General features: G+C 68.7%; 26 protein-coding genes and 2 tRNA genes. 22 read left to right on the top strand and 6 right to left on the bottom strand.

What is annotated here, in order from left to right:
• Positions 1–2: 2 nt before the first annotated feature.
• Positions 3–1175, top strand: a complete 1173-nt coding sequence (locus tag ESP70_RS04670; RefSeq protein WP_246161915.1) for a PP2C family protein-serine/threonine phosphatase — start codon at positions 3–5, stop codon at positions 1173–1175.
• Here the strand turns inward: ESP70_RS04670 and ESP70_RS04665 are convergent.
• Complete coding sequence (locus ESP70_RS04665; RefSeq protein WP_149688146.1) at positions 1096–1962, bottom strand: oxidoreductase; 867 nt, start codon at positions 1960–1962, stop codon at positions 1096–1098. The two genes, ESP70_RS04670 and ESP70_RS04665, sit on opposite strands and share 80 nt — an antisense overlap.
• Positions 1963–2003: 41 nt before the next feature.
• Here ESP70_RS04665 and ESP70_RS04660 point away from each other — a divergent pair, with 41 nt between their 5' ends.
• Positions 2004–2576 carry a YdeI/OmpD-associated family protein gene (locus tag ESP70_RS04660; RefSeq protein WP_149688145.1) on the top strand — a complete coding sequence of 191 codons (573 nt, stop codon included), beginning with the start codon at positions 2004–2006 and terminating at the stop codon, positions 2574–2576.
• Position 2577: 1 nt separating this feature from the next.
• On the opposite strand, the gene ESP70_RS04655 is transcribed toward ESP70_RS04660, so the two are convergent.
• The 3 genes from ESP70_RS04655 to ESP70_RS04645 form a co-directional block, all read right to left on the bottom strand.
• Positions 2578–3207 (bottom strand): hypothetical protein, encoded by a 630-nt coding sequence (locus ESP70_RS04655; protein ID WP_149688144.1) that lies wholly within the window; start codon positions 3205–3207, stop codon positions 2578–2580.
• 191 nt (positions 3208–3398) lie between these two features.
• A tRNA-Gly gene (locus ESP70_RS04650) sits at positions 3399–3472 on the bottom strand.
• A 47-nt stretch (positions 3473–3519) separates the two neighbouring features.
• Positions 3520–4065 carry a nucleoside/nucleotide kinase family protein gene (locus ESP70_RS04645; RefSeq protein WP_149688143.1) on the bottom strand — a complete coding sequence of 182 codons (546 nt, stop codon included), beginning with the start codon at positions 4063–4065 and terminating at the stop codon, positions 3520–3522.
• A 31-nt stretch (positions 4066–4096) separates the two neighbouring features.
• Here ESP70_RS04645 and ESP70_RS04640 point away from each other — a divergent pair.
• From ESP70_RS04640 to ESP70_RS04620, 5 genes are all read left to right on the top strand, one after another.
• A tRNA-Pro gene (locus tag ESP70_RS04640) sits at positions 4097–4170 on the top strand.
• A 105-nt stretch (positions 4171–4275) separates the two neighbouring features.
• A complete protein-coding gene (locus tag ESP70_RS04635; RefSeq protein WP_246161783.1) occupies positions 4276–5919 on the top strand; it encodes an alkaline phosphatase D family protein in 1644 nt (547 codons plus the stop codon).
• A gap of 129 nt (positions 5920–6048) precedes the next feature.
• Positions 6049–7416 (top strand): trigger factor, encoded by a 1368-nt coding sequence (gene tig, locus ESP70_RS04630; protein WP_149688142.1) that lies wholly within the window; start codon positions 6049–6051, stop codon positions 7414–7416.
• A 57-nt stretch (positions 7417–7473) separates the two neighbouring features.
• Positions 7474–8733 (top strand): esterase/lipase family protein, encoded by a 1260-nt coding sequence (locus tag ESP70_RS04625; RefSeq protein ID WP_188110485.1) that lies wholly within the window; start codon positions 7474–7476, stop codon positions 8731–8733.
• 28 nt (positions 8734–8761) lie between these two features.
• Positions 8762–9247 carry an SRPBCC family protein gene (locus ESP70_RS04620; protein ID WP_149688140.1) on the top strand — a complete coding sequence of 162 codons (486 nt, stop codon included), beginning with the start codon at positions 8762–8764 and terminating at the stop codon, positions 9245–9247.
• 37 nt (positions 9248–9284) lie between these two features.
• Here the strand turns inward: ESP70_RS04620 and ESP70_RS04615 are convergent, their stop codons facing one another.
• Entirely contained in the window at positions 9285–9926 is a 642-nt protein-coding gene (locus ESP70_RS04615; RefSeq protein WP_149688139.1) for a flavin reductase family protein, read from the bottom strand.
• Positions 9927–10044: 118 nt separating this feature from the next.
• Positions 10045–10782: a GntR family transcriptional regulator gene (locus tag ESP70_RS04610; RefSeq protein ID WP_223148603.1), complete on the bottom strand. Its 738-nt coding sequence runs from the start codon at positions 10780–10782 to the stop codon at positions 10045–10047.
• 122 nt (positions 10783–10904) lie between these two features.
• Between ESP70_RS04610 and ESP70_RS04605 the strand changes: the two genes are divergently transcribed.
• The 15 genes from ESP70_RS04605 to ESP70_RS04535 all read left to right on the top strand — a co-directional run bounded on the left by ESP70_RS04605 (position 10905) and on the right by ESP70_RS04535 (position 26296).
• Positions 10905–11798: a TIM barrel protein gene (locus ESP70_RS04605; RefSeq protein WP_149688137.1), complete on the top strand. Its 894-nt coding sequence runs from the start codon at positions 10905–10907 to the stop codon at positions 11796–11798.
• A 20-nt stretch (positions 11799–11818) separates the two neighbouring features.
• Complete coding sequence (gene iolC / locus ESP70_RS04600; protein ID WP_149688567.1) at positions 11819–12742, top strand: 5-dehydro-2-deoxygluconokinase; 924 nt, start codon at positions 11819–11821, stop codon at positions 12740–12742.
• Complete coding sequence (locus ESP70_RS04595; protein WP_149688136.1) at positions 12742–13635, top strand: Cgl0159 family (beta/alpha)8-fold protein; 894 nt, start codon at positions 12742–12744, stop codon at positions 13633–13635. Before iolC ends, ESP70_RS04595 begins: the two co-directional genes overlap by 1 nt.
• Positions 13632–14471 (top strand): 5-deoxy-glucuronate isomerase, encoded by an 840-nt coding sequence (gene iolB / locus ESP70_RS04590; RefSeq protein WP_149688135.1) that lies wholly within the window; start codon positions 13632–13634, stop codon positions 14469–14471. The genes ESP70_RS04595 and iolB overlap by 4 nt, the downstream gene beginning before the upstream one ends.
• Before the next feature lie 76 nt (positions 14472–14547).
• Positions 14548–16464 carry a 3D-(3,5/4)-trihydroxycyclohexane-1,2-dione acylhydrolase (decyclizing) gene (gene iolD / locus ESP70_RS04585; RefSeq protein WP_149688134.1) on the top strand — a complete coding sequence of 639 codons (1917 nt, stop codon included), beginning with the start codon at positions 14548–14550 and terminating at the stop codon, positions 16462–16464.
• Entirely contained in the window at positions 16461–17957 is a 1497-nt protein-coding gene (locus ESP70_RS04580) for a CoA-acylating methylmalonate-semialdehyde dehydrogenase (RefSeq protein WP_149688133.1), read from the top strand. Before iolD ends, ESP70_RS04580 begins: the two co-directional genes overlap by 4 nt.
• 51 nt (positions 17958–18008) lie before the next feature.
• Complete coding sequence (locus ESP70_RS04575) at positions 18009–18971, top strand: sugar ABC transporter substrate-binding protein (protein ID WP_149688132.1); 963 nt, start codon at positions 18009–18011, stop codon at positions 18969–18971.
• A 100-nt stretch (positions 18972–19071) separates the two neighbouring features.
• Complete coding sequence (locus ESP70_RS04570; RefSeq protein WP_149688131.1) at positions 19072–20163, top strand: ABC transporter permease; 1092 nt, start codon at positions 19072–19074, stop codon at positions 20161–20163.
• Positions 20160–21065, top strand: a complete 906-nt coding sequence (locus ESP70_RS04565; protein ID WP_149688130.1) for an ATP-binding cassette domain-containing protein — start codon at positions 20160–20162, stop codon at positions 21063–21065. The genes ESP70_RS04570 and ESP70_RS04565 overlap by 4 nt, the downstream gene beginning before the upstream one ends.
• Positions 21062–22213 (top strand): Gfo/Idh/MocA family protein, encoded by a 1152-nt coding sequence (locus ESP70_RS04560; protein WP_149688129.1) that lies wholly within the window; start codon positions 21062–21064, stop codon positions 22211–22213. Before ESP70_RS04565 ends, ESP70_RS04560 begins: the two co-directional genes overlap by 4 nt.
• Positions 22210–23199: a Gfo/Idh/MocA family oxidoreductase gene (locus ESP70_RS04555; protein WP_149688128.1), complete on the top strand. Its 990-nt coding sequence runs from the start codon at positions 22210–22212 to the stop codon at positions 23197–23199. The genes ESP70_RS04560 and ESP70_RS04555 overlap by 4 nt, the downstream gene beginning before the upstream one ends.
• An 8-nt stretch (positions 23200–23207) precedes the next feature.
• A complete protein-coding gene (locus ESP70_RS04550; RefSeq protein ID WP_149688127.1) occupies positions 23208–24215 on the top strand; it encodes a Gfo/Idh/MocA family oxidoreductase in 1008 nt (335 codons plus the stop codon).
• Positions 24212–24988, top strand: a complete 777-nt coding sequence (locus ESP70_RS04545; protein ID WP_149688126.1) for a TIM barrel protein — start codon at positions 24212–24214, stop codon at positions 24986–24988. Before ESP70_RS04550 ends, ESP70_RS04545 begins: the two co-directional genes overlap by 4 nt.
• A 118-nt stretch (positions 24989–25106) precedes the next feature.
• Positions 25107–25697 carry an ATP-dependent Clp protease proteolytic subunit gene (locus ESP70_RS04540; RefSeq protein ID WP_246161781.1) on the top strand — a complete coding sequence of 197 codons (591 nt, stop codon included), beginning with the start codon at positions 25107–25109 and terminating at the stop codon, positions 25695–25697.
• Positions 25694–26296: an ATP-dependent Clp protease proteolytic subunit gene (locus ESP70_RS04535; RefSeq protein ID WP_056212832.1), complete on the top strand. Its 603-nt coding sequence runs from the start codon at positions 25694–25696 to the stop codon at positions 26294–26296. Before ESP70_RS04540 ends, ESP70_RS04535 begins: the two co-directional genes overlap by 4 nt.
• Positions 26297–26377 lie beyond the last annotated feature (81 nt).

Genomic DNA, 26377 nt, shown 5'->3' with positions numbered 1-26377 from the left:
TGATGACCGGCCTGAGGCGTGCCCTGCCCACTGTGGCGCGCTATGTCGACGACCGGATCGTCCGGTGGCGCACGGGTGCGAGCGAGGGCCAAGTCGTGGTCCTCTCGGCCCTGATCACGATGTCGGCCGTCATCATGCTCGCGTCGCTGCTCAGCTACAACACCTTCCCGGCGGCGTCCTTCGTGATCCCGATGCTGCTCGGCACGATGGCGCTGCGCTACAAGCCCTTGCTGGCGCTCGTGCTGTTCATCGTCGTCGCGACGGCGACCACGGTGACCCACGAGACGATCAGCAGTGGGATGACCACGGGACGGATCAGCACGCTGGTCGTCATGGCGATCGTCGCGGTCATCGTGCTGTTCGAGTCAAGCCGCCACCGCAGCGGGCTGCCCGGTCCGCTGGGCGAGGCGATGCTGGTCGAGCTCAAGGACCGGCTCCAGGCGCAAGGCGTCGTGCCACCTTTGCCTGAGGGCTGGAAGTCGCAGTCGGCCATGCTGTCGGCGGGCGGCGCCAAGTTCGCCGGTGACTTCCTCGTCGCCAACCTGTCGGAGGACGAGACCAGGCTCGAGATGGTCCTGGTCGATGTGTGTGGCAAGGGGGTCGCCGCCGGCACCCAGTCGCTGCAGTTCGCCGGTGCGCTCGGCGGGTTGATCGGTGCGCTGCCTCCGCTCGGGCTGTTCGCGGCGGGCAACGACTTCTTGATCCGGCAGGACTGGGACGAGGGCTTCGCCACTGCGGTGCACGTCCTGGTCAACCTCGCGACCGGCGACTACTCGATCATCAACGCCGGGCACCCGCCGGCGCTCCGCTGGAACGCCGCGAGCAGGGTGTGGGAGATCGACGGCGCACGGGGCACGGCGCTGGGCATCATGAAACGCCCCGACTTCCACCAGACCACTGGTCGGCTCGAGGACGGCGAGGCGCTGATGTTCTACACCGACGGGGTCGTCGAGTCCCGCACGCAGGACTTCACTGCCGGCATCGAGTGGCTGCGGACCGAGGCGGCTGCGGTCGTGTCACATGGCTTCGACCAGGCGCCTCGACGCATTCTCAACCTGGTCACCTCCGGCGACGACGACCGGGCGGTCCTGATCCTCAGTCGATCCGCGGTTCGGACCCGGTTGGCTGCGGAAACTGAGTCTTCAGCATCGCATCCCAAGCTCTCGCTCCCATGAGGCTGCGGGTCCTGATCGACAGGCTGGCCGACGGCGTCACGGTGTAGCGGATGTGTGGCCGGCGGGCCGTCAGCGACTTCTCGATGACCTTGGCGACGGCGTCCGGCCCACCGCCGAGTCGGCGCATCGGTCCGGCGTACACCTCCTTCGTCGCCTTGGCGACCTCGGCGTTGAACGTCGCGTACGGGCCGTCGGCGTTGCCGTCCATCGACGCGACCGCAGCGTTCTCGAAGTTGGTCGTGATGAGCCCCGGCTCGACGATGACGACCTTGACGCCGAAGCCGGCGACCTCGAAGCGCAGGGCGTCGGACAACGCCTCCACGGCGTACTTGGTCGCGTGATAGGCCCCGCCGCCGGGGAACACGAGCCGGCCGCCCATCGACGAGATGTTGACGATCCGTCCGCTGCCCCGCGCGCGCATCGTCGGCAGGACGAGCTGGCACATCCGCACCAGGCCGAACACGTTGGTCTCGAACTGCCGGCGTACGTCGTCGAGGTCGAGGCTCTCGACGGCTCCGGACTGCGAGTAGCCCGCGTTGTTGACCAGCGCGTCGATGCGGCCGGACTCGGTCAGCGCGGCGTCGACCGCTGCGGCCATGGACTCCTCGCTCGTGACGTCGAGGGCCAGCGTGCGACAGCCCGCTGCCTCGAGACCGGCGAGAGTCTCGGGCTTGCGGGCCGTGGCATAGACGGTCCGGCCCGCGCCGGCCAGGCGGGCGGCGGTGGCTTCCCCGATGCCGGACGAGCAGCCGGTGATGAGCACGGTGCGAGCGGTGCGATCGGTCATGCCGCTCAGTATGGCCGCGCGACCGTGATTACGATACGGAGATGGCTGACGAGCCCGTGCCCATCCGATTCGCCGACGTGGCCGAGGCCGAGGCCTGGTACGACTCACACCACGCGGACACCGATCGGGCCTGGTTCGTCATCGCCAAGAAGGGCTCGAGGCTCAGCACCCCGACCTTGGCGGAGCTGCTCGACCTCGCGCTGGCCTTCGGGTGGATCGATGGGCAGCGCCGTTCGCTCGACGACGAGGCCTACCTGCAGTCGTACGGGCCGCGGCGTCCGCAGAGCCCGTGGTCGCAGATCAACCGTGACAAGGTCGCGGCGTTGACGGCTGCTGGTCGGATGCGCCCCGCCGGGCTCGCGGAGGTGGAGCGGGCCCAGCAGGACGGCAGGTGGGACGCCGCGACGGCGAGCCCATCGACGGCCGAGGTGCCCGAGGACTTCCTTGCGGCACTCGAGGCCAACCCAGCCGCCAAGGCATTCTTCGCAACGCTCAACAAGCGCAACACGTTCGCCGTCTACTATCAGCTGCACCACGCCAAGCGGCCCGAGACCCGCGCCCGCAGGATCGAGAAGTTCGTCTCGATGTTCGAGCGCGGCGAGACCTTGCACTGACCTACACGGTGCGGTCAACCCTGCGGTGATAGTGCGTGCCGGCCTTGCCTCCGGCCAGCGCCGCGAGCAGCGTCGCGAAGATTGCCGCCGCGATGGTGATGGCACCGCCGAACGTCAGGTCCTCGGTCGGGATCGGCACGTCGGGGATGTCGACGCGGTTCATGACGTCGTACTCCGAGCCGTACGCTGCGCCGATGATCGCCGCGATCACGACGACCACGAGGCTGATGAGCCACACGGCCCAGCCCTGTCGCGTGCCGTCGAAACGCGACATCCGGCCGGCCACGTAGCCGCCGGCGTAGAAGCTGATCAGCAGCACCACGAGCAGCACGATCGCCGCCGCGACGCTGATCTCGCCACCCTGGCGCTCGATGTCTGACTGGGTGATGTCGTTGGCGTCCCCGATCGCGGCCGCAATGGCGCCGATGATGCTCGACAGCAGGACCGCCATGCCGACCGCGACGAGCCAGCCGAAGAACCCGGCACCCAGGTTGATGCCGCCCCAACGCTCACGCTGGTGCTCCTCGACCTCGGCGTCGCGCTGGCCCGGGTCGACGTAGGCCGTGCGGTCCTCGTCGTGCGTACGTGTGTCGGTGTCGACGTGGTTGCCCTTGTCCTTGTTCCAGATCATGGCCGTCTCCTGTCGTGCAGGTCCTCATGAGGAGGCTTGCCAGTCGACGTACCCGTTTCGCCGTGGTCTCAAGCGAATGGCCGCAGCGACGCGGTGATGGGAGCGGACGACGATCCCTTTGAGGGCGCCTTCGGCGCGACGGAGGGGCCCATGAGTCTCGCCGTCCACTGACTGGCGCCTACGGCGCGAAGAGCGGACGACGAGACTCGAACTCGCAACATTCTGCTTGGAAGGCAGAGACTCTAACCAATTGAGTTACGTCCGCGAAGCCTTGCGGCAACGACGTCCATCTTGCCACATGGCCCGCTCTGATCAGGCGCCGGTGTGCACCACGACGTCGGCGTGGCGGCGGGTCTCCTCGGCTGCGAAGTGGGCTGCTTCCTGCGCTGCCCAGACGTCCCAGTACGGCGCATAGACCCCACCGTCCCGTGCCAGCGCCCGCTCCTTGCGTACGTCAGCAGGCGCCTCGACCCAGATCAACAGGCTGAGGAACGGCCGAAGCATCGCGGCACCACTGCCCACACCGTCGAGGATCAGCAACGGTGCCGGCGGAACATGCAGCAAAGGCCCGGGCCGGTCGTCAACCCAGTCCCATCGCGCGGCCGCACCGACGTTGCCGACCGCGATCGCCCCGAGGATCCCGTGGACGATCGGGGGAGTGGCGTCGAGCCCGTGCCAGCCGGGGTAGAGATCCTCCAGGTGCAGCACCCGCGCGCTGGCTGCGTCCGCCAGTCCGCCGACGAGGCTGGTCTTGCCCGAACCACTCGGCCCGTCGACCGCCACGACGGTCGTGGTGCCGCATGCGGGCTGTCGTTCGCGGATGAGCGCGACGAGGTCGTCGTACCGATGGGAGGACACGGGCCAAGTGTCCACTAGACTGGCGCGGCTACGGGATGTAGCGCAGCTTGGTAGCGCATCCGCTTTGGGAGCGGAGGGCCGCAGGTTCAAATCCTGTCATCCCGACTCTTTTCGCATGGTCGACATCGGCACCAGACGTACGTCTGACCGCCGCATGACGTTCACCCTCCACTGGAGGGTTGGTTCCGCCGCCCCTGACCGAATAGGGGTGTGAGAACGGGGCGAAGGCAGTTCCTGGTCGGCGGCGTTGGCCTCGCCGCCGGGCTGAGCGTCCTCGGCTCCGAGATCCTGTCGACGCCCGCGGAGTCGTCGACCGTGTCGCCGTTCCGGCACGGGGTGGCGTCGGGCGATCCGCTCCCCGACGCCGTCGTGCTGTGGACCCGGGTGACGCCGACCGAGCAGTCCCTGCCGGGGTCCGGTCGTGGTCCGCGGGTCACGGTGCGCTGGGAGGTCGCCCTCGACGAGGCCTTCACCGACGTCGTACGATCCGGCGCCGTCGAGACCGACGCCACGCGCGATCACACGGTCAAGCTCGACGCGACCGGACTCGCGCCGGCGACCGACCACTGGTTCCGCTTCACGTACGGAGAGGCGGTGTCGCCGACCGGCCGTACGCGGACCGCTCCGGCACCCGGCAGCACGCCCGAACGACTGAGGTTCGGAGTCGTGTCTTGCGCCAACTGGCAGGCCGGCTGGTTCAGCTCCTACCGGCACCTCGCCGAGCGCGGCGACCTGGACGCCGTGATCCACCTCGGCGACTACCTGTACGAGTACCAGCCCGGCAAGTACTCGTACGGCCACCGCAACGAGGACGTCCGCCGGCACGACCCGCCGCGAGAGATCATCAGCCTCAGCGACTACCGCCGCCGGCACGCCCAGTACAAGACCGACCGCGACCTGCAGGCGTTGCATGCCGCGGTCCCGTTCATCGTGACGTGGGACGACCACGAGGTGGCGGACGGGAGCTGGGCGCACGGCGCGTACGAGCACCAGGCGCGCGAGGGCTCGTACGCGAAGCGGGCACGGGCGGCTCGCCGGGCGTACGACGAGTGGATGCCGGTACGGATCTCGGGCACGGCCGTGGTCGGTGACGGACGGCGGATCTATCGGCGGCTGCAGTTCGGCCGTCTGGTGGACCTGTCGATGCTCGACCTTCGGAGCTATCGCAGCAAGCGCGTCGCGGAGACCGATCCGGCGATCGACGATCCCGGGCGCACGATCACGGGGGAGCACCAGCTCGCCTGGCTCTCGGGCAACCTCGCCACGTCGCCCTGCCGGTGGAAGCTCGTCGGCAACCCGGTGATGATCTCGCCCGTCACGGTGCCGCCACGACCTGCGGCCGAGGAGTTCGCGCTGAGCCAGACCGTGAGCCTCACGCCACTCAGGTCCTCGGCACCGAACACCGACGAGTGGGACGGCTACCCGTCCGATCGCAGGCGTCTGCTGAGCCGGGTCGAGTCGGACGGGACCGCCGACGTCGTGTTCCTGACCGGCGACGTGCACACCGCGTGGGCCAACGACGTTCCGGGACCGACCGGCGGCATCGTGGCCACCGAGTTCGTCTGCAGCTCGCTCACGAGCAACAACGTCGACGACTTCATCGGCGCACGTCCTCGCACGGTCTCGCTGACGCTGGAGGCCGCGATCCAGGCCGAGAATCCCCACGTACGTTTCGTGAACCTCGACGACCACGGGCACTCGGTCCTCGAGGTGACACCCGCGCGGATCCAGATGGACTGGTACGCCGTTGACGATCGCCGGGACCCGCGCTCGGGGTCGCGGCGCCTCGCGTCCTGGGCCGTGAAGGCGGGCACCGCGCGGGTCGAACCGGTGGGGCGGTCGCTCGGGGCCTGATCGCTGCCGAGACTCGATTCGGGGCCTGTTGGGCTCCCATGAGAGACTGGTACGTCGCTGTATTCGCCGCGCGCATGCCGGCTGCAGCCCCCAACCGTCAAGCATCGAGATCATGCAGGAGTCAGTCACGTGAAGAGCACCACCGAGACACTGAGCCCCACCCGGATCAAGCTCACCATCGAGGTGCCGTTCGAGGAGTTCAAGCCCAGCCTCGATGCTGCCTACAAGACGATCGGCTCGCAGATCACGATCCCCGGCTTCCGCAAGGGCAAGGTCCCCGCGGCGATCGTCGACCAGCGCGTCGGCCGCACCGCTGTCCTCGACGAGGCCATCAACTCGGCGCTTCCCGGCTGGTACAGCCAGGCACTGCAGGACACCAAGATCCAGCCGCTGAGCCAGCCCGACATCGACCTGTCGAAGTTCGAGGACGGTGAGCCCATCGAGGTCACCGCCGAGCTCGACGTACGTCCTGAGCTCGAGCTGCCCGACGTGTCGACCATCGAGGTCACGGTCGAGGACGCCGAGATCAGCGACGACGACGTCGAGGAGCAGCTCACCGCGCTCCGCGAGCGTTTCGCGACGTTCGCCGAGGTCGACCGCGCCGCCGCCGAGGGCGACTTCCTGACGATCGACCTGTCGGCGTCGCAGAACGGCGAGGACATCGAGGCCGCTCAGGCCGAGGGCATGCCTTACACGATCGGCCGCGCGACGATGCTCGACGGCCTCGACGAGGCCCTGATCGGCCTCAAGGCGGGCGAGTCCAAGACGTTCACCACCAAGCTGGTCGGTGGCGAGCTCGCGGGCCAGGACGTCGACGTGACCGTCGTGGTCAAGGACGTCAAGGAGCAGCAGCTCCCCGAGCTCGATGAGGAGTTCGCGCAGACCGCTTCTGAGTTCGACACGATCGAGGAGCTCCGCGCCGACCTCACAGACCGAGTGACCCGCGGCAAGCGCATGCAGCAGGCCAACGAGGCCCGTGACCTCGTCCTCGACGAGATCGTCAGCAAGATCGACGCCCCGCTGCCGGAGAACCTCGTCACCGAGGAGATCGACAGCCGCCGCCAGCAGATCGAGCAGCAGCTCGCGATGGCCGGCGTCGAGTTCCAGACCTACCTCGACGACGAGAAGCAGACGATCGACGAGTTCGAGGCCGACCTTGAGAAGCGCGTCCGCGACTCGCTGATCGCGCAGTTCGTGCTCGACCAGATCGTCGCCAACGAGGAGTTCGGCATCGACGACGCCGAGCTGTCGCAGCACATCATGCGCCGCGCCCAGCAGTCCGGCGAGGACCCCAACGCCTACATCCAGCACATCATGGAGCACAACCACGTGCCCGAGATGGTGAGCGAGGTGCTGCGCGGCAAGGCGCTCGCGTCGCTCGTGGAGTCCGCCAAGGTCACCGACAAGTCTGGCAACGCGATCGAGCTCTCCAAGCTCCAGGCCGACGGCACCTACGCGGACGAGGCCGACGACGCAGAGGCTCCTGCCGAGGCGTGACCCATGACTCCCCGCGTGGGAGTTCATTTTCGGTTCGGATACCGGCAGTATGTACTCATGCCCGATGAACCTGCACGGACGACTGACGTCGCGGCGCTGGCTCTCGACTACAGCGACCGCCTGATCGTCGGCACGGTCCGCGACCTGCACTCCGCCGTCACCAAGCGCATGTTCAAGGCGACCCGTGTGGTCGGTGGACACGTGCCGGAGTCGCTGCACGACGCCGTCGTGACGTCGGTCTACGGCGCGATCTCCGGTGTCCTGCGGGTCTCGAGCGGCTCCGTGCGCGCGCTCGCGACGCGTGGCGTCGGCCGCCCGATCGAGGACACGAGGCGCGGCCGACTCGTCGTCGCGGCGGTCAACGGGCTCATCGGCGACGAGCTGCGCATGCTCGACGACCCCCAGGCGATCACGATGGCGATCCGCCACGAGGGTCAGGACGTGCCCGCCACGTCGTGGCCGCTCGCCGAGGCGTTCCGCGAGGGCACGAGCCACCCGGTCGTGTTCCTCCACGGCCTGTGCGAGAACGACGAGTCGTGGGCCAACGGCGCGAAGGTGCACGGCACGACGTACGCCGAAAGGATCCTCGCCGAGACCGACGGCACGCCGGTCATGATTCGCTACAACACCGGCCTGCACATCTCCGAGAACGGCAAGCACCTCGACGCGCTGCTGCAGCAGGTCGTCGAGTCGTGGCCCGTCCCGGTCACCCGCATCACGCTGATCGGACACTCGATGGGTGGCCTCGTCGCCCGGGCCGCGACCAACCATGCGACGGCCGCCGGCCAGACGTGGCAGCACCTCGTGCGCGACGTGGTCTGCCTCGGTACGCCCCACGCGGGCGCCAACCTCGAGAAGGTCGCTCACCTCGGCTCGCGGCTGCTGCGTTTCTGGCCTGAGTCCGCGCCGTTCAGCTCGATCCTCGAGAGCCGTTCGGCCGGCATCGTCGACCTGCGCCACGGCTACATCACCAAGGACGAGTGGGAAGGGCAGGACCTCAGCGGTCAGTGGGGGCTCGACCGCATCGCCGCGGCTCCGCTGCCGCACGCGGAGTACCACTTCGTCGCCGCCACGCTCGGGGCGTCGCAGCGCCATCCGCTGAGCGCGGTGCTCGGCGACCTCCTCGTGCACTTCTCGTCGGCGACCGGTGTCGGCCGCGCGGGTCCGATCGTCGACGGTGCGACGTTCGAGTACCTCCCGAGCGCTCACCATTTCGCCCTGCTCAACCATCCGCGGGTGGGAGACTGGCTCGTCGAGTGGCTCAACTCCCGGACGCGCAACGTGCGGGCCCTGCCGGCCGCGCCGCGCCGTGCCTGAGCCCGTCCGAACCACGAAAGGCCTGACCATGGGGCAGCCCCCGCTCGAGTCGACCACCCGGATCTCCGCAACGCCCGACGAGGTGTGGGCGGCCGTGTCGGACGTCAAGGCGATGCCTCGACGCAGTCCTGAGCTGGTCGGCATGTGGCTGTTCGGCAAGCCCAAGGCCGGTCGCCGCGGCATCAACCTCAACAGGCGCAAGGGCTTCGTGTGGCCGACGACCAGCCGCATCGTGCAGTGGAAGCCGCCGGCCAACGACAACGGCAGCGGGGCGTTCCGGTTCCACGTGTGGCCGACCAACGTCGACTGGTCCTACGAGATCGAGCCCGACGAGGGCGGCACGCGCCTCACCGAGCGGCGCACCGCGCTGCCCAACCCGTCGCCGAGTGTCCGGTGGGCGGCGCGCTTCGCCCTCGGCGGTGCGGACGCCCACGACTCCGAGCTGTGCGACGGCATGGACCGTACGCTGGCCGCGATCAAGTCCGAGGTCGAGGCCCCGCTGACGAGTCACTGAGCGCCCGGTGAGGAGTCGCTCCGGAGGTGGTGACGAGTCAGCGGTAGAGCTCCTCGTCGATGCTCGCGAGGCGTGAAGGGTGGACCCGGTCGCCGAGGCCGTAGAAGTGCTGGAAGCTCATGATGAGTGGCCGCCACAGGTCCGGGTCGATGCGGTGGTCCGTGCCCGCCATGCGGATCGTGTCGTGCACGTGCACGCGGCTGACCTGCACCTCGAACATCAGGATTCCGTCATCGACGGGGTGCATGTCGACGACGTGCGCCTCGAGGTTGACCGGGCACTCCGCGATGCGGGCTGCCGCGACGGTGTCGGACGACAGCTCGGTCAGGCCGGCGCGAGCGAACTTGTCCGGCTCGTACCGGTAGCCGCGGTCGGCCTTGGCCGGCGGGACGTCGGGCCGTCCTGTCGTCAGGGCGAGCCGGTCGACCTCCGTCACCAGGTCGACCGACGGCAAGTTGAGCACGCAGCCCAGATTGCGCTGCAGGTTGGCTGCTGTCTGCGACCGGGCACCGATGCCCAGAACGCCGGTGTGGCCGAGCCAGAACGCGGATGACATCGGCATGATGTTGCTGCTGCCGCCGGGGTTCACCGACGTGACCAGGACGACCGGTGTGCCGAAGTAGAGGATCGCCGGATCGATCACGGTGTGCGATTCGCGGGTCTGCGTCGTGATGGTCATATGTCCATCGTCCGGGACTTCCGATGCCTGGACCGGCGGGTTTCGGACGTGACGTTCGCACCAGAAGTGACTCGTCACGGGTGCACAAGTGACTCGTCAGCGGGGTGCGAGCGACTCGTCAGCGGTCGACGAGGGTGAGCTCGAAGGCGTACAGGTCGGGGCGGTAGGCATGCCGGCCGTACTCGACGGCGCGGCCGGCGTTGTCGTACGCCGTGCGCTGCATCGTCAGCAGGGGAGAGCCCTTCTTCTCACCCAGCAAGGCGGCCTCCTCGGCACCCGCACCGCGTGCTCCGATGCGCTGTCGGGCGACGCGCATGAGGATGCCCGACGTACGCATGTGCGCGTAGAGCCCGACCGTCTCCAGGTCGACCGCGTCGAGGTCGACGACGTCAAGCGGGATGAAGTTGTGCATCACGGCCAGCGGCTGCTTGCCGACGAACCGCAGGCGCTCGAGCGACCAGACGTCGTCACCGATGCTGAGCTGCAGCTCGTGCGCGACGTCCTCCTCGGCGGCGACCTTGCCGACCGCGAGCACCTCGGTGCGGGGCTTCTGGCCAGCGGCACTGAGGTCGTCGAACAGGCTCGTCAGCTCGACCGAGCGGCGGATCTTGCCGTGCACGACCTGCGTGCCGACGCCGCGCTTGCGCACGAGCATGCCCTTGTCGACCAGCACCTGGATCGCCTGGCGCATCGTGGGCCGGGACAGTCCGAGGTCCTTCGCCAGGGCGATCTCGTTGTCGATCCGCTCGCCGGGGGCGATCTCGCCGCTCAGGATCGCGTGCTCGAACTGCTCGGCCACCTGGAAGTACAACGGGACGGGACTCGACCGATCGAGCGTGAACCTGGGGCCTGGCATGCGGACAATGTATCGACTCATGACTAGACGTCAATATGTCAGGACAAAGGGTTGACATGGCGTGTGAGGGCCGACACACTCTTCCTTGATAGTTTGTCAGCACAAACCCGCAAAGGAACAGCATGACCGCGAGCGAGCTCCGCCCGACCGGCCCCCGTGTGGCCGGTGCCCCCATCTCCTGGGGGGTGTGCGAGGTCCCCGGCTGGGGCTACCAGATGCCACCCGAGCGGGTCATGACTGAGATGGAACGTCTCGGGCTGGCCGCTACGGAGTTCGGTCCCGACGGGTTCCTGCCCGAGGACCCCGAGGCCAAGGCAGCCTTCCTGTCGACGTACGGTCTGCAGGCCGTCGGCGGGTTCCTCCCCGTCCTGCTTCACGACCCCGAGCACGAGCCGATGCCAGCAGTCGACGTCTTCATCGACAGCTGCCTCGCGACCGGCGCCGACGTCGTCGTGCTGGCCGCGTCGACCGGTCACGACGGCTATGACGAGCGTCCCGTGCTCGACGACGTGCAGTGGAAGACGCTGCTGACCAACCTCGACCGCATCGCCGACCACGCCGCTGAGCGTGGCGTGCTCGCCGTGATCCACCCGCACATCGGCACGATGGTCGAGGACGCCACTGACGTGCAGCGGGTCGTCGACGGATCGCACATCGGCTTCTGCATCGACACGGGGCACCTCAAGGCCGCCGGCGCGGACCCGGTCGCGATCACCCTGGCCAACCTCGACCGGGTCAAGCACGTGCACCTCAAGGACGTCGACGCCGCCAAGGCCGCCAAGGTCGTCGCCAAGGAGATCACGTTCTCCGACGCGGTCGCCGACGGGATGTGGCAGGTGCTCGGCGCCGGTGACGTCGACGTCAAGGCGATGGTCGAGGCGTTGCAGGGTGCGGGCTACGACGGCTGGTACGTCCTGGAGCAGGACGTCATGTTCAAGGACGGCGAGCCCGAGGGCGAAGGCCCGATCGCCGATGTCCGCGCCAGCCTCGACTACCTGAAGGCTGTCTTGGCGTGACCGGCTTCGAGCTCATCACGATGGGGCGCGTCGGCGTCGACATCTATCCCGAGCAGGTCGGGGTCCACCTCGAGGACGTCACGACGTTCGCCAAGTTCCTCGGCGGCAGCTCGACCAACGTCGCCGTGGCGGCGTCGCGGCTGGGTCACCGGGTCGCCACCATCACGCGCACGGGCGACGACCCGTTCGGTCGGTTCATCCACACGGCCTTGCAGGGATTCGGCGTCGACCACGCGTGGGTCACCCCGGTCGCTGGCCTGCCCACACCCGTGACGTTCTGCGAGATCTTCCCGCCGGACGACTTCCCGCTCTACTTCTACCGCGAGCCCAAGGCGCCGGACCTCGAGATCAACGTCGACGAGCTCGACTACGACGCGATCCGTGCCGCAGACGTCTTCTGGGTCACTGGCACCGGGCTGTCGCAGGAGCCCAGCCGTTCGGCCCACCTCGCCGCCCTCGAGGCGCGCGGCAAGCGCGGCATCACGGTGCTCGACCTCGACTACCGCCCGATGTTCTGGGAGTCCGCCGAGGCGGCCACCGCCCAGATCCAGGCCGCACTCCCGTACGTATCTGTGGCCGTCGGCAACCGCGAGGAGTGCCAGGTCGCGATCGGCGAGACCGACCCGCAGGCCGCCGCCAAGGCACTGCGCGCCACTGGCGTCGAGCTCGCCGTCGTCAAGCAGGGCCCTGCGGGCGTGCTGGGCGTACGTGGTGACGAGTCGGTCGTCGTCCCGCCCGTGCCGGTCGACGTCGTCAACGGCCTCGGAGCCGGCGACGCGTTCGGCGGCTCACTCGTCCACGGCCTGCTCAGCGGTTGGGACCTCACGACCACACTGGCGTTCGCCAACGCCGCAGGTGCCTACGTCGCCGGACAGCTGTCCTGCGCCGATGCCATGCCCACCGCCGACCAGGTCGCCGCGGTGCTCGAACGGGGGAAGGTCTGATGACCACCGTCAACGCCGAAAGCATTGCGAGCGTCGTTGCGACGCGCGCGCTCCATCCCGAGCGGATCGCTGAGCTGGCCGCCGCCCGCCAGCAGCCGACCGGGCTCGAGGGGGAGACCGGACGGCTGTTGCTGGTCGCTGCCGACCACCCGGCCCGTGGCGCGCTGCGCGCGGGCGACGACGCCCTGGCGATGGGTGATCGCGCCGAGCTGCTCAGCCGCATGGTGCGGGCGCTCGAGCGGCCGGGCGTCGACGGCGTGCTCGGCACGGCCGACGTCATCGAGGACCTGCTGCTGCTGGGTGCGCTCGAGGGCAAGGTCGTCATCGGCTCGATGAACCGTGGCGGCCTGGCCGGCACGGTGTTCGAGATCGACGACCGGTTCACCGGCTACGACGCGGGCGCCATCGCGGCGTCGGGCTTCCAGGGCGGCAAGATGCTGTTCCGCATCGACCCCGAGGACCACGCGACGCCCGCGACGATGCAGGCATGCGCCAACGCCGTCGACGAGCTCGCCGCCCAGCAGGTCATGGCGATGGTCGAGCCGTTCATCTCGCGCCGCGACGCCGAGGGCCGCATCCGCAACGACCTGTCCACCGAGGCCGTCGTCCGGTCGGCGACGGTCGCCGCTGGGCTCGCCAGCACCTCGGCCTACACGTGGCTCAAGCTGCCGGTCGTCGACCACATGGACGCCGTCCTGGCCGCCACGACGCTTCCGGTCGTGCTGCTCGGCGGCGAGGTGTCGGCCGACCAGGAGGCGCAGTTCGCTGCCTGGTCCAAGGCGCTGGCCAGCCCCAACGTCCGCGGCATGGTCGTCGGTCGCACCCTGCTGTTCCCGCCCGACGGCAACGTCGAGGCCGCTGTCGACGCGACAGTTGAGATGATTCGTTCATGACCGCAGTGCTGCGCTCAGTCGAGGAGATCACGCCGGAGTCGGCGGGGTGGGGCTACTCCGGGCTGCGGATCCTGCAGCTCGCCGCAGGCGAGAGCGAGACCGTCAGCACCGACGGCTCTGAGTACGTCGTCCTGTCGCTCGGCGGCTCCGCCGAGGTGACGGTCGACGGTCACACGTACGACCTGGAGGGCCGCAGTGACGTGTTCGCGGGCCCCAGCGACGTCGTCTACGCCCCGCGCGACGCCGAGCTGACCGTGACCTCCGCCGCCGGCGGCCGCTTCGCCCTGGCCTCGTCCCGCTGCGACAACCGCCTCGAGCCCGCCCATCTGGCCAAGGCTGACGTGCCCGTCGAGATGCGCGGCGCCGGCCAGTCGAGCCGGCAGGTCAACAACTTTGGCATCCCCGGCGTGCTCGACGCCGACCGCATCATCGCGTGCGAGGTGCTGACGCCCGGCGGCAACTGGTCGTCCTGGCCGCCGCACAAGCACGACGAGGAGCGCGACGGCGAGACCGCGCTCGAGGAGATCTACTACTTCGAGGTCGCCGAAGGGCCCAACGGACCCGGCATCGGCTTCCAGCGCGTCTACGGCCACGAGGGCGCCGACATCGACGTGACGGCCGAGATCCGCAGCGGCGACGCCGTGCTGATCCCGCACGGCTGGCACGGACCGTCGATCGCTGCGCCGGGCTACGACCTCTACTACCTCAACGTCATGGCCGGACCCGGCGCCGAGCGCGCCTGGCTGATCTGCGACGACCCGGCACACACCTGGGTCCGCGACACGTGGGCCGACCAGGCCGTCGACCCGCGACTGCCTTTCGGGAGGACAGCATGAGCGAGCGCAGCGAGCGAATCAAACAGGCTTCATGCCGGTGCCTCCGTACCGTGGGCCCTTCATCGGAGGTGACGGCATGACTTCCACACGTCTGACAGTCGCCCAGGCGCTGGTGCGCTTCCTCGAGGCGCAGCACGTCGAGCGCGACGGCATCGAGAATCCGTTCTTCGCCGGCTGCTGGGGCATCTTCGGCCACGGCAACGTCGCCGGTGTCGGCCAGGCGCTGCTCGAGCGTGAGGTCGCAGGCGACCCGTCGCACCTGCGCTACCTGCAGGGCCGCAACGAGCAGGCCATGGTGCACGCCGCCGTGGCGTACGCCCGACAGCGCGACCGGCTCGCGACGATGGCGGTCACCGCCTCCGTAGGGCCCGGGGCCACCAACATGGTCACCGGCGCCGCGCTCGCCACGATCAACCGTCTCCCGGTGCTCCTGCTGCCCGGCGACACGTTCGCCACCAAGGTCGCCAACCCCGTCCTCCAGGAGCTTGAGGACCCGGCCAACGGCGACATCTCCGTCAACGACGCGTTCCGCCCGGTCTCGGCCTACTTCGACCGCGTGCACCGCCCCGAGCAGCTGGCCCCGGCCCTGCTCCACGCGATGCGCGTGCTGACCGATCCCGCCGCGACCGGCGCCGTGACTCTCGCGCTGCCCCAGGACGTACAGGCGGAGGCGTGGGACTGGCCCGACGAGCTGTTCGCCCGCCGCGTGTGGCACGTCGCCCGGCCCGTCCCCGAGCCCGCAGCGCTCGACCGCGCAGTCGCCGCGATCCGCTCGGCCCGCAAGCCACTGGTCGTCGCGGGCGGTGGTGTCACCTACAGCCGCGCCAACGATGCGTTGCGCGCCTTCGCCGAGGCCACCGGCATCCCGGTCGCCGAGACCCAGGCCGGCAAGGGCGCTCTGGCGTACGACCACCCGCAGGCCGTGGGTGCGATCGGCGCCACCGGCACGACGGCCGCCAACGCCCTCGCGTCTGAGGCGGATCTCGTGATCGGTGTCGGTACGCGCTACAGCGACTTCACGACGGCGTCGCGCACGGTGTTCGCTGCCGAGGACGTGCGGTTCGTCAACCTCAACGTGTCGGTCTTCGACTCGCACAAGCTCGCCGCGACCAGCCTCGTGGCCGACGCACGCGAGGGTCTGAACGCCCTCACGCCGGCCCTCGAGGGCTGGACGGCCGACGCCGCCCACACTGCCCGGGCGACGCAGCTCGCGGGGGAGTGGGACGCGATCGTCCAGGCGGCGTACGACCAGGACCATCAACCGCTGCCGGCCCAGTCGCAGGTCATCGGCGCCGTCAACGAGCTGTCCGACCCGCGCGACGTCGTGCTGTGCGCGGCCGGCTCGATGCCCGGCGACCTGCACAAGCTGTGGCGCACGCGCGACCGCAAGGGCTATCACGTCGAGTACGGCTTCTCCTGCATGGGCTACGAGATCGCCGGCGGACTCGGCGTCAAGCTGGCCGCCCTCGACGAGCGGGACGCGCGCGACGTGTTCGTCATGGTCGGCGACGGTTCCTACCTGATGATGAACACCGAGCTCGTGACCGCGGTCGCCGAGGGCGTCAAGATCATCGTCGTGCTGGTGCAGAACCACGGCTTCGCCTCGATCGGCGCGCTGTCGGAGTCGCTGGGATCCCAGCGGTTCGGCACCCAGTACCGCTACCGCACCGAGACCGGCCTCGACGGCGACCGCCTCCCGGTCGACCTCGCCGCCAATGCCGCGAGCCTCGGGGCCGACGTCCTGTCGGTCAACGGCATCGAGGACTTCCGTGCGGCCGTCCTCAAGGCCAAGCAGTCCAGCCGGACGACCGTGATCCACGTCGAGACGGACCCGCTGGTCCCCGCTCCGGACAGTCCGGCATGGTGGGACGTCCCGGTGGCCGAGGTCTCTGCTCTCGACAGCACCCAGCAGGCCCGCACGGCATACGACGAGCACAAGACCCACCAGCGCAGCCACCTTGCGCCCACCGACAACGACAAGGACGACGCATGACGACGTACGACCACTGGATCGCCGGAGCGAGTGTCTCCGGCGAGAGCGACCGCTTCGCTGACGTGTACGACCCGGCAGTCGGCGCGCCGAAGTCACAGGTACGCCTGGCGACCGCCGGTGACGTCGATGCCGCGGTGCAGGCCGCCGCCGCGGCGTACGAGACGTGGGGGGAGTCGTCGGTGACGGCTCGTTCGCGCATCATGTTCGACTTCCGCCAGCTGCTGGTCGAGCACGAGGACGAGCTCGCGGCGATCATCTCGTCCGAGCACGGCAAGACGCTCGACGACGCCAAGGGCGAGGTCGTGCGTGGCCGTGAGGTCGTCGAGTTCGCCGCGGGCATCCCGCAGCTGCTCAAGGGCGAGTTCAGCGACCAGGTCTCCGGTGGGGTCGACTCGCACACGTTCCGCCAGGCGATCGGCGTCGTCGCCGGCATCACGCCGTTCAACTTCCCGATCATGGTGCCGCTGTGGATGCATCCCGTCGCGATCGCGTGCGGCAACACGTTCATCCTCAAGCCGTCCGAGCGCGATCCCGGCGCCTCCGACCTGGTGGCCCGCCTCTACCAGCAGGCCGGCCTGCCCGACGGCGTGTTCAACGTCGTGCACGGTGACAAGGTCGCGGTCGACGCAATCCTGGAGCACCCCGGCATCGCCGCTGTGTCGTTCGTCGGGTCGACCCCGATCGCCAAGTACGTCCACGAGGGCGCCTCGCGCACGGGCAAGCGCGTCCAGGCGCTCGGCGGCGCCAAGAACCACGCCGTCGTGATGCCGGATGCCGACCTCGACTTCGCCGCCGACCACATCGTCGCGGCGGGCTACGGCTCGGCGGGGCAGCGCTGCATGGCGATCAGCGCCGTCGTCGCGGTCGGACCGGCCGCCGACACGCTCGTCGACAAGATCCGCGAGCGCTCGACCGGCCTCAAGGTCTCGGTCGGCACTGACCCCGATGCCGAGATGGGCCCCGTCGTCACTGCGGCGTCCCGCGACCGCATCGTCGACTACATCGGCCAGGGTGAGGACGCCGGCGCCAAGGTCGTCGTCGACGGCCGGGACCTGGTCGTCGAGGGCCACGAAGAGGGCTTCTTCGTCGGCCCCACGCTGCTCGACCAGGTCACCACTGACATGTCGGTCTACACCGACGAGATCTTCGGACCCGTGCTCACCGTGCTGCGGGTTCCGACGCTGGACGCTGCCATCGAGCTCATCAACTCGAATCCGTACGGCAACGGCACAGCGGTGTTCACTTCCTCGGGCGAGGTGGCACGAACCTTCCAGCGGAAGGTCCATGTGGGCATGATCGGCATCAACGTGCCGGTCCCGGTCCCCATGGCCTTCCACTCCTTCGGAGGCTGGAAGGACTCATTGTTCGGCGACCACCACATCCACGGTCCCGAAGGAGTGAGGTTCTACACCCAGGCAAAGGTGGTCACCACCCGGTGGCCGCACGTCAGCGAGGACTCCCTCGCCCAGCTGAACTTCCCGACAGCACACTAACCCCGACCATCCATTGACGCCGGGACCCGAGAAGAGAAGGAACACCACCACATGAAGAGAATCAAGATTGTTGGCGCGATCGTTGCCGCCGGCGCTCTGCTGGCCGCATGCAGTGGCACCGGCAGCGACGAAGGCACGGACAAGACCGCCAAGAAGGACTACACCTACGCGGTCGTGACGCACGGTTCGCCCGGCGACGCCTTCTGGGACCGGGTCAAGTCCGGCGCGGAGCAGGCCGGCAAGGACTACGGCGTCAAGGTCGAGTACAGCTCCGACGGCGATCCCGCCAAGCAGTCGCAGCTGATCGACGGAGCAGTCGCCGACAAGGTCGACGGCATCGTCGTGTCGATGGCCAACCCCGACGGCATCGAGGACAGCGTCAAGAAGGCCGTCGCCGCAGGCATCCCGGTCATCACGATCAACTCCGGCGTCGACAAGTTCAAGGCGTTCGGCGCGATCACCCACATCGGTCAGACCGAGACCATCGCGGGCCAGGCGGTCGGCGAGCGGCTCAAGGCCGAAGGCCTCAAGAACGCCATCTGCGTCATCCAGGAAGCCGGCAACATCGGCCTCGAGGAGCGCTGCAAGGCGGTCGCCGAGACGTTCGGCGGCAAGGTCCAGAACCTTCAGGTCGACGGCACCGACGACAGCGCGGTCCAGTCGACGATCACGTCGAAGCTCCAGGCCGACAAGTCGATCGACACCGTGCTGACGCTCGGTGGCCAGTACGCGATCGACGCGGTCGGAGCCGTCAAGGACTCCGGCAGCAGCGCCAAGGTGGCGACGTTCGACCTCTCCGAGGACGTCATCAAGGACATCCAGGCCGGCTCGATCCTGTTCGCGGTCGACCAGCAGCCGTACGTCCAGGGCTTCCTGGGCATCACGGGTCTTTACCTGAAGTCGATCAACGGCAACGACATCGGCGGTGGACAGCCGATCAACTCCGGCCCGGCCTTCATCACGAAGGACAACGCCGCAGCCGTCCTGAAGTACGCCGCAAACGGCACACGCTGAGCTGACCGGGGGCCCGGCGAACGTCGGGCCCCCGGCCCTCACCCCACATTTCCTTGCAGGCTCGACGATCACGACACGGCGTCGACGAACGGAGTCACCCATGACCACAGCCACCCTGGCCGACGAACGCATCGCGCGTACGTCGACCCTGACCAAGCTGCTGAAACGCCCGGAGATCGGCGCGCTCGTCGCGGCCATCGTGATCTTCGCCTTCTTCGCCCTGACGACCGATGCGTTCGCCACCCCGAGTGGCTCGAGCACCTGGCTGCGCGGCGCCTCGACGATCGGCATCATGGCCGTCGCGGTCGCGCTGCTGATGATCGGCGGCGAGTTCGACCTCTCCGCCGGCGCCATGACCGGCTTCACCGGACTCGTCGTCGGCGTGCTGACCCGTGAGTACGGCGTCAACATCTGGGCCGCGATCTTCATCTCGCTGGGCCTCGCCCTCCTGATCGGCGCGATCAACGGCATCCTCGTGATGCGCACGGGGCTCCCGAGCTTCATCGTGACCCTCGGGACGTTCTTCGTCCTCCAGGGCATCGACCTCGCCGGCACCAAGGCCCTGACCGGCCAGGTGGCGATCCAGGGCATGACGCAGGTGCCGTTCTACTCCCAGGCCAAGCGGGTCTTCGGCTCGGCGCTCGAGGTCCAGCCGCACTGGTTCAACCTCAATCTCGGCTTCATGCGCCTCGACTTCGACTGGTCGCGTCCGCTGACGATCAACGCCTCGGTGTTCTGGTGGGTCGGCGTGACGGCACTCGCGACGTGGATCCTCCTGCGTACGCGCACCGGCAACTGGATCTTCTCGGTCGGCGGCGCGCAGACCGCCTCCCGCCAGATCGGCGTGCCGGTCTTCAAGACCAAGGTCGGCCTGTTCATGACGACCGCGGGCGCCGGCTGGCTCGTCGGCATGCTGCTGATCTTCACGACGTCGACGGTGCAGAGCAACACCGGCGTCGGCCAGGAGTTCATCTACATCATCTGCGCCGTGGTCGGTGGCTGCCTGATGACGGGCGGCTACGGCTCGGCGATCGGTGCCGCCTTCGGCGCGCTGATCTACGGCATGGTCAGCCAGGGCATCGTCTATGCCGGTTGGGACAACAACTGGCTCAAGGCGTTCCTCGGAGTCATGCTCCTGGGAGCGGTGCTCCTCAATGAATGGGTTCGCAAGCGGGCGGAGACAGCCAAATGAGCAACGACAACGAGACCGTGGAAGAGACGACGGCAGAAGCAGCATCGCCGGTCACCAACGTCTACGCCCCGCCGCCGCGCGGCACCGCGATCATCGAGGTGCGCGACATCGGCAAGCGCTACGGCAACATCATCGCGCTCAGCGACGTCTCGACGTCCGTACGCGCGGGTGAGGTGACGTGTGTGCTCGGCGACAACGGTGCCGGCAAGTCGACGTTCATCAAGATCCTGGCGGGTGCGCACGAGCACACCGACGGACAGCTGTTGATCGACGGCGAAGACCACACGCTGTCGAGCCCCCGTGCCGCGCTCGAGCTGGGCATCGCGACGGTCTACCAGGACCTCGCGGTCGTCCCGCTGATGCCGGTGTGGCGCAACTTCTTCCTCGGCAGCGAGATCACCAAGGGTGTCGGGCCGTTCAAGAAGCTCGACATCGACTTCATGAAGCGCACGACGAAGTCCGAGCTTTCCGCGATGGGCATCGACCTGCGTGACGTGGAGCAGCCGATCGGTACGTTGTCCGGTGGCGAGCGGCAGTGCGTCGCGATCGCCCGCGCGGTCTACTTCGGTGCCCGCGTGCTGATCCTCGACGAGCCGACGGCGGCGCTGGGCGTCAAGCAGTCCGGTGTCGTGCTGAAGTACATCGCCAAGGCCCGCGAGCGTGGGCTCGGCGTCGTGTTCATCACGCACAACCCGCACCACGCCTATCCGGTCGGTGACCGGTTCATGCTGCTGCGTCGCGGCAAGAGCATGGGCGACTTCCCCAAGTCGGACCTGACGCTCGAGGACCTCACCGCGATGATGGCCGGCGGCGAGGAGTTGGAGTCGCTCGCCCACGAGCTCGCGGAGACGATGGGTGCGGACTCGGCGATCGCCCAGGAGCTGAAGGCCGACGTCACGTGACGGCAGAGCTCCGCGTCGGCATCGTGGGCCTGGGCTGGATGGGCCAGGTCCACGCCCGGGCGCTGAGCCGGCTGACGCAGCACTACACCGACAGCCCGTTGCGGCCGCGGCTCGTCGCCGTGGCCGACCCGGCGGACGACGACCGTACTGAACGCGCTGCGCAGGCGTTCGGCTTCGAGCACCAGGTCACCGACTGGCGTGAGCTGGTCGCGCGGGACGACATCGACCTGGTGTGCGTGACGGGTCCCAACTTCATCCACCACGATGTCGCGGTGGCCGCGGCCCGGTCCGGCAAGCACGTGTGGGTCGAGAAGCCCGCGGGACGCAATGCCGAGGAGACCGCCGAGATCGTCGCGGCGGTCGAAGCGGCGGGCGTCCAGTCGGCGGCCGGGTTCAACTACCGCAACCCGCCGGCCGTCGAGCTGGCGCGGGAGCTGGTGGCGACCGGACGCCTCGGCACGGTCGAGCACACGTCCGTACGCTTCGTGTCCGACTACGCCGCGCACCCCGACGGCGCGTTGTCGTGGCGGTTCCAGAACGAGTTCGCCGGCAGCGGCGTGCTTGGCGACCTGGTCAGCCACGCGGCAGACCTCGTCCGCTACGTCGTGGCCGACATTGACGAGCTCATCGCCGACCGGGCGACGTTCATCCCCGAGCGGCCCGAGGCCAGGCCCGGCGCGATGCACTACGAGCGCGGTGCCGGCGCGATGGGCGCCGTCGAGAACGAGGACTACGTCTCCGCGCTCCTGCGGATCGCCGGCGGCTCACGCGGCATTCTCGAGGCCAGCCGCTCGGCCGTAGGGGAGCAGAACACGTATGGCATCGAGGTCCACGGCACGACCGGCGCACTCAAGTGGGACTTCCGCCGCATGAACGAGCTGCAGGTCTGCCTCGACCAGGACTACCAGGACGCGTTCTACGCGACGCGCTACGCGACGCCGGGCGACGGTGAGCTTGGTGCGTTCCAGCCCGGTGCCAACAACCCCATGGGCTTCGACGACCTCAAGGTCATCGAGGCTCGCAGGCTCGTGCAGTCCATCGCCGACGGCAAGCCGCACGGCGCCACCATCCATGACGCGCTGATCGCAGCGCGCACCGTCGACGCGATGATCGTGTCGGCCGACGAACGAAAGTGGGTCAGCCTGTGAGCCTTCGCGTAGGCGTCATCGGTGTCGGCGCGATGGGCGCTGACCACATCAACACGATCTCGACAGCCGTCCCCGCCGCCCGGGTCTCCGAGGTCTACGACTTCGACGTCGACCGTGCCTATGCGGTCGCGCAGCCGGTGTCTGCGGGTGTCGCCGGCTCTGCTGAGGCCCTGATCGACTCGTCGGCGGTCGATGCGGTCATCATCTGCTCTCCCGACCACACCCACGCCGACCTGGCGAAGGCCTGCATCGCCGCAGGCAAGCCCGTGCTGTGCGAGAAGCCGCTCGCGGTCACCGCGGAGGACTCGCTCTCGGTCGTTGACGCCGAGCTCGCCGCGGGCCGGCAGCTCGTACAGCTCGGCTTCATGCGGCGCTATGACCCCGGTTACCGGGAGATGCGCGACGCCCTGCGCAACGGCGACATCGGCGAGGCGCGCATGGTGCACTGCGTCCACCGCAATGCGTCGTCGCACACCAGCTCGACCAGCGAAGGCATCGTCACCGGATCCATGGTGCACGAGCTCGACATCGTCCGCTGGCTGCTCGACGACGAGATCGCGACGATCCGGGTCGAATCGCCGGTCGCCGAGGGACTGCGCGATCCGCAGCTCGCGACGATCCAGATGCGTTCGGGTGTGTTGGTCTCGGTCGAGGTGTTCGTCAACGCGGCCTACGGCTATGACGTGCGCTGTGAGCTCGTTGGCACGTCGGGCACCGTCTCGCTCGTACCCCCGAACCCTTCGAGCATCCGCAAGGCGGGCATCGACGGCGTGCGGGTGCGGGACGACTTCATCGGGCGGTTCTCCGACGCCTACCGTCTCGAGCTCAGCGCATGGGCCGAGGACGCGCTCAACGGCGTTGTCCACGGACCCAGCGCGTGGGACGGCTATGTCGCCAACGTCGTCGCGGCCTCCGGTGTCGCGTCACTCGCGACGGGCGGGCGCCAGAACGTCCCGCTCGATCCCCGACCCAACCTCTACTCCTAGGAAACCGTATGTCCTTCACACCCGTCCGTATCGGACTCATCGGAGCAGGACGCATCGGCGCGTCCCACGCCTCTGTCATCGCGCGTCGCGTGCCTGAGGCCCAGCTGGTTGCCGTGGCAGACCCGCGGCCCGGCGTTGCGGCGGATCTCGCCGAGCCGCTGGGCGCTCGGGGTGAGACGTCACCCGAGGCGATCTTCGCCGCCGACGACGTCGACGCAGTCGTCATCGCGGCCTCCTCGACGGCACACGCAGAACTGATCGTCGCCGCCGCGGACGCTGGCAAGCACGTGTTCTCCGAGAAGCCGGCCGGCATGAGCCTCGCCGAGATCGAGCAGGGCATCACGGCGACGGCGAAGGCCGGCGTGGCGTTCCAGGTCGGCTTCAACCGCCGGTTTGCCGCAGACTTCCGGGCTGCGCACGACGCGATCGCCGCTGGTCGCATCGGCACGGTCCGTCAACTGCGTTCGGTGACGCGCGACCCGGGCTCGGGCCCCGCAGACCCCGACGTGGTGCCGCCGTGGACGATCTTCACCCAGACCCTGATTCACGACTTCGACACGCTCAACTGGCTCAACCCCGGTGCGCGGGCGGTCGATGTCGTCGCGACGGCTGACTCGCTCACCGCGCCCGGCCATCCGACGTTGCTGGACCACGCGAACGTGGTGATCCGCTTCGACAACGGCGCGATCGCCACCGCCGAGGCGAGCTTCGCCGCGGCCTACGGCTATGACGTACGTGGTGAGGTGCTGGGGTCGGCCGGCATGGTGACCGCGGGCGAGGGTGCCACGTCGTCGATGCGCCTCCATGACGCCTCGGGACGCCTGGCCGCGACGGCTCACGGCGACGTTGAGCTGATGATCGACGCCTACACGGCCGAGTTCGCCGAGTTCGCGGCGGCGATCCTCGAGGGGCGTACGCCCTCGGTGACGGGCGACGCTGCCCGAGCTGCTTTCGCGATCGCGCAGGCGTGCATCGAGTCGTACCAGTCCGGCACCCGAGCGAAGGTCCAGGGATGACCTTCACGTTGGCGGTGTGCGCCGAGATGGTGTTCACCGAGCTCCCGTTGCTGGACCGCATCGAGCGGATCCACGACGCCGGGTTCGCCGCTGAGATCTGGGGGTGGACCGACAAGGACGCCGCTGCCTTGGCGGCCACGGGCGCGACGTTCACGTCGATGACGGGCTACGTCACGGGTGACCTGATCACCGTCGACGGCGCCGACGACCTGCTGCACACCGCAGAGCAGTCGATTCCGTTCGCCCAGGCGATCCGCTGCCCGACGCTCAACCTGCACGGCACCGGGCTGGGGGATGGCGGCATCCCCGTACGCCCGGTCGAGGTCGTGACGGGCGACATGTGGCTGGCCGCCGAACGTACGCTCTCGCGCGTCGCGGAGCTGGGGGAGCGGCATGGCGTGACGTTCGTGCTGGAGAACCTCAACACCGAGGTCGATCACCCCGGCACCCCGTTCGGTCGCGCCGCCGACACGCTCGCCTTGGTCAGCGCGGTCGACAGTCCACACCTGAAGATGAACCTCGACCTCTATCACGCGCAGATCGGTGAGGGGAACCTCGTCGAGCTCATCCAGCGTTCTGCGCCGCACCTCGGCGAGGTGCAGGTCGCGGACGTGCCGGGGCGGTGCGAGCCGGGCACCGGAGAGGTCAACTGGCCGTTCGTCGCGCGGGCGCTCGCCGACGCAGGCTACGACGGTGTCGTGGCCATGGAGGCGTACGCGAGCGGCGACTCCGACCTCGCCCTCGAGCGCTTTCGCGAGGCGTTCACCGTCTGACGTCCTCGATCTCTCGCTGACGGTTCACGCTGTCAGCGAACAGCCGTGTTTTCGCGTGTGTTCGATCGCTGGGCCGTCTAGGTTTGGGGACGTGAACACACCGGATACCCCCAGCCCCATGTCGCCGAGAATGGCCGGCGAGGCCGGCCCCTCGGATCTCGACGGCCACATCTACCAGCGGCTGCTCAAGGAACGCATCGTGTTCCTGGGCTCCGAGGTCCGCGACTCCAACTCCAACGCGATCTGTGCGCAGATGCTGCTGCTCAACGCCGAGGACCCGCAGGCCGACATCTACCTCTACATCAACTCGCCGGGCGGCTCAGTCGACTCCGGCATGGCGATCTACGACACGATGCAGTTCATCTCCAACGACGTCGCCACGTTCGGGATGGGCCTGGCCGCCTCGATGGGCCAGTTCCTGCTCGCAGCGGGCACGGCCGGCAAGCGCTACGCCCTGCCGCACGCGCGCATCATGATGCACCAGCCCTCGGGCGGCATCGGTGGCTCGGCGTCGGACATCAAGATCCAGGCCCAGCAGAGCCTGCTGCTCAAGAAGCAGCTCAACGAGCTGCAGGCCCAGCACAGTGGCCAGACCGTCGAGCAGATCGAGCTCGACTCGGACCGCGACCGGTGGTTCACGCCGGCCCAGGCCAAGGAGTACGGCCTCATCGATCACGTCGTCGCGAGCGCAGGAGACCTCACATCATGAGCTATTACATTCCCCAGTGGGAAGAGCGCACGTCGTACGGCTTCAGGCGCATCGACCCCTACGCCAAGCTGTTCGAGGACCGCATCATCTTCCTCGGCACGCCGATCAGCGACGACGTCGCCAACGCCGTCATGGCCCAGATGCTGTGCCTCCAGGCGATGGACCCCGACCGCGACATCAGCATCTACATCAACAGCCCCGGCGGCTCGTTCACGGCGCTGACCGCGATCTACGACACGATGCGCTACCTCAAGCCCGACGTGCAGACGATCTGCCTCGGACAGGCCGCCTCGGCCGCTGCGGTGCTGCTCGCCGCCGGCACGCCGGGCAAGCGCCTCGCGCTGCCCAACAGCCGCATCCTGATCCACCAGCCCTACACCGAGGGCACGGGCGGCCAGATCTCCGACCTCGAGATCCAGGCCAACGAGATCCTGCGCATGCGTGAGCTGATGGAGAAGATGATCTCCGACGCGTCGGGCAAGCCCGTCGAGGAAGTCAGCCGCGACGTCGACCGCGACAAGATCCTCACCGCCGCACAGGCGCTCGAGTACGGCCTCATCGACGAGGTGCTCGAGACGCTCAAGGTCCCCGCGATCTAGGCGACACGCACGACGACATACGGCGCCGTGACCGAGACGCAGGGCACATTCGCCGCTAGGGTGAAAATGTTGCTCTCTCGG

Source organism: Aeromicrobium ginsengisoli, assembly GCF_004134905.2.
Classification (GTDB): Bacteria; Actinomycetota; Actinomycetes; order Propionibacteriales; family Nocardioidaceae; genus Aeromicrobium; species Aeromicrobium ginsengisoli.
Note: the sequence above shows the minus strand (reverse complement) of the source record. Positions and strands in the feature narration are given on the sequence as shown.

Bases quoted from the DNA above. Each gene is read 5' to 3' on its own strand.
- ESP70_RS04670 (WP_246161915.1), top strand. From the start codon at position 3: ATGACCGGCCTGAGGCGTGCCCTGCCCACTGTGGCGCGCTATGTCGAC.
- ESP70_RS04665 (WP_149688146.1), bottom strand. From the start codon at position 1,962: ATGACCGATCGCACCGCTCGCACCGTGCTCATCACCGGCTGCTCGTCC.
- ESP70_RS04660 (WP_149688145.1), top strand. From the start codon at position 2,004: ATGGCTGACGAGCCCGTGCCCATCCGATTCGCCGACGTGGCCGAGGCC.
- ESP70_RS04655 (WP_149688144.1), bottom strand. From the start codon at position 3,207: ATGATCTGGAACAAGGACAAGGGCAACCACGTCGACACCGACACACGT.
- ESP70_RS04625 (WP_188110485.1), top strand. From the start codon at position 7,474: ATGCCCGATGAACCTGCACGGACGACTGACGTCGCGGCGCTGGCTCTC.
- ESP70_RS04620 (WP_149688140.1), top strand. From the start codon at position 8,762: ATGGGGCAGCCCCCGCTCGAGTCGACCACCCGGATCTCCGCAACGCCC.
- ESP70_RS04615 (WP_149688139.1), bottom strand. From the start codon at position 9,926: ATGACCATCACGACGCAGACCCGCGAATCGCACACCGTGATCGATCCG.
- ESP70_RS04610 (WP_223148603.1), bottom strand. From the start codon at position 10,782: ATGCCAGGCCCCAGGTTCACGCTCGATCGGTCGAGTCCCGTCCCGTTG.
- ESP70_RS04605 (WP_149688137.1), top strand. From the start codon at position 10,905: ATGACCGCGAGCGAGCTCCGCCCGACCGGCCCCCGTGTGGCCGGTGCC.
- iolC (WP_149688567.1), top strand. From the start codon at position 11,819: ATGGGGCGCGTCGGCGTCGACATCTATCCCGAGCAGGTCGGGGTCCAC.
- ESP70_RS04595 (WP_149688136.1), top strand. From the start codon at position 12,742: ATGACCACCGTCAACGCCGAAAGCATTGCGAGCGTCGTTGCGACGCGC.
- iolB (WP_149688135.1), top strand. From the start codon at position 13,632: ATGACCGCAGTGCTGCGCTCAGTCGAGGAGATCACGCCGGAGTCGGCG.
- iolD (WP_149688134.1), top strand. From the start codon at position 14,548: ATGACTTCCACACGTCTGACAGTCGCCCAGGCGCTGGTGCGCTTCCTC.
- ESP70_RS04580 (WP_149688133.1), top strand. From the start codon at position 16,461: ATGACGACGTACGACCACTGGATCGCCGGAGCGAGTGTCTCCGGCGAG.
- ESP70_RS04575 (WP_149688132.1), top strand. From the start codon at position 18,009: ATGAAGAGAATCAAGATTGTTGGCGCGATCGTTGCCGCCGGCGCTCTG.
- ESP70_RS04570 (WP_149688131.1), top strand. From the start codon at position 19,072: ATGACCACAGCCACCCTGGCCGACGAACGCATCGCGCGTACGTCGACC.
- ESP70_RS04565 (WP_149688130.1), top strand. From the start codon at position 20,160: ATGAGCAACGACAACGAGACCGTGGAAGAGACGACGGCAGAAGCAGCA.
- ESP70_RS04550 (WP_149688127.1), top strand. From the start codon at position 23,208: ATGTCCTTCACACCCGTCCGTATCGGACTCATCGGAGCAGGACGCATC.
- ESP70_RS04545 (WP_149688126.1), top strand. From the start codon at position 24,212: ATGACCTTCACGTTGGCGGTGTGCGCCGAGATGGTGTTCACCGAGCTC.
- ESP70_RS04540 (WP_246161781.1), top strand. From the start codon at position 25,107: ATGTCGCCGAGAATGGCCGGCGAGGCCGGCCCCTCGGATCTCGACGGC.
- ESP70_RS04535 (WP_056212832.1), top strand. From the start codon at position 25,694: ATGAGCTATTACATTCCCCAGTGGGAAGAGCGCACGTCGTACGGCTTC.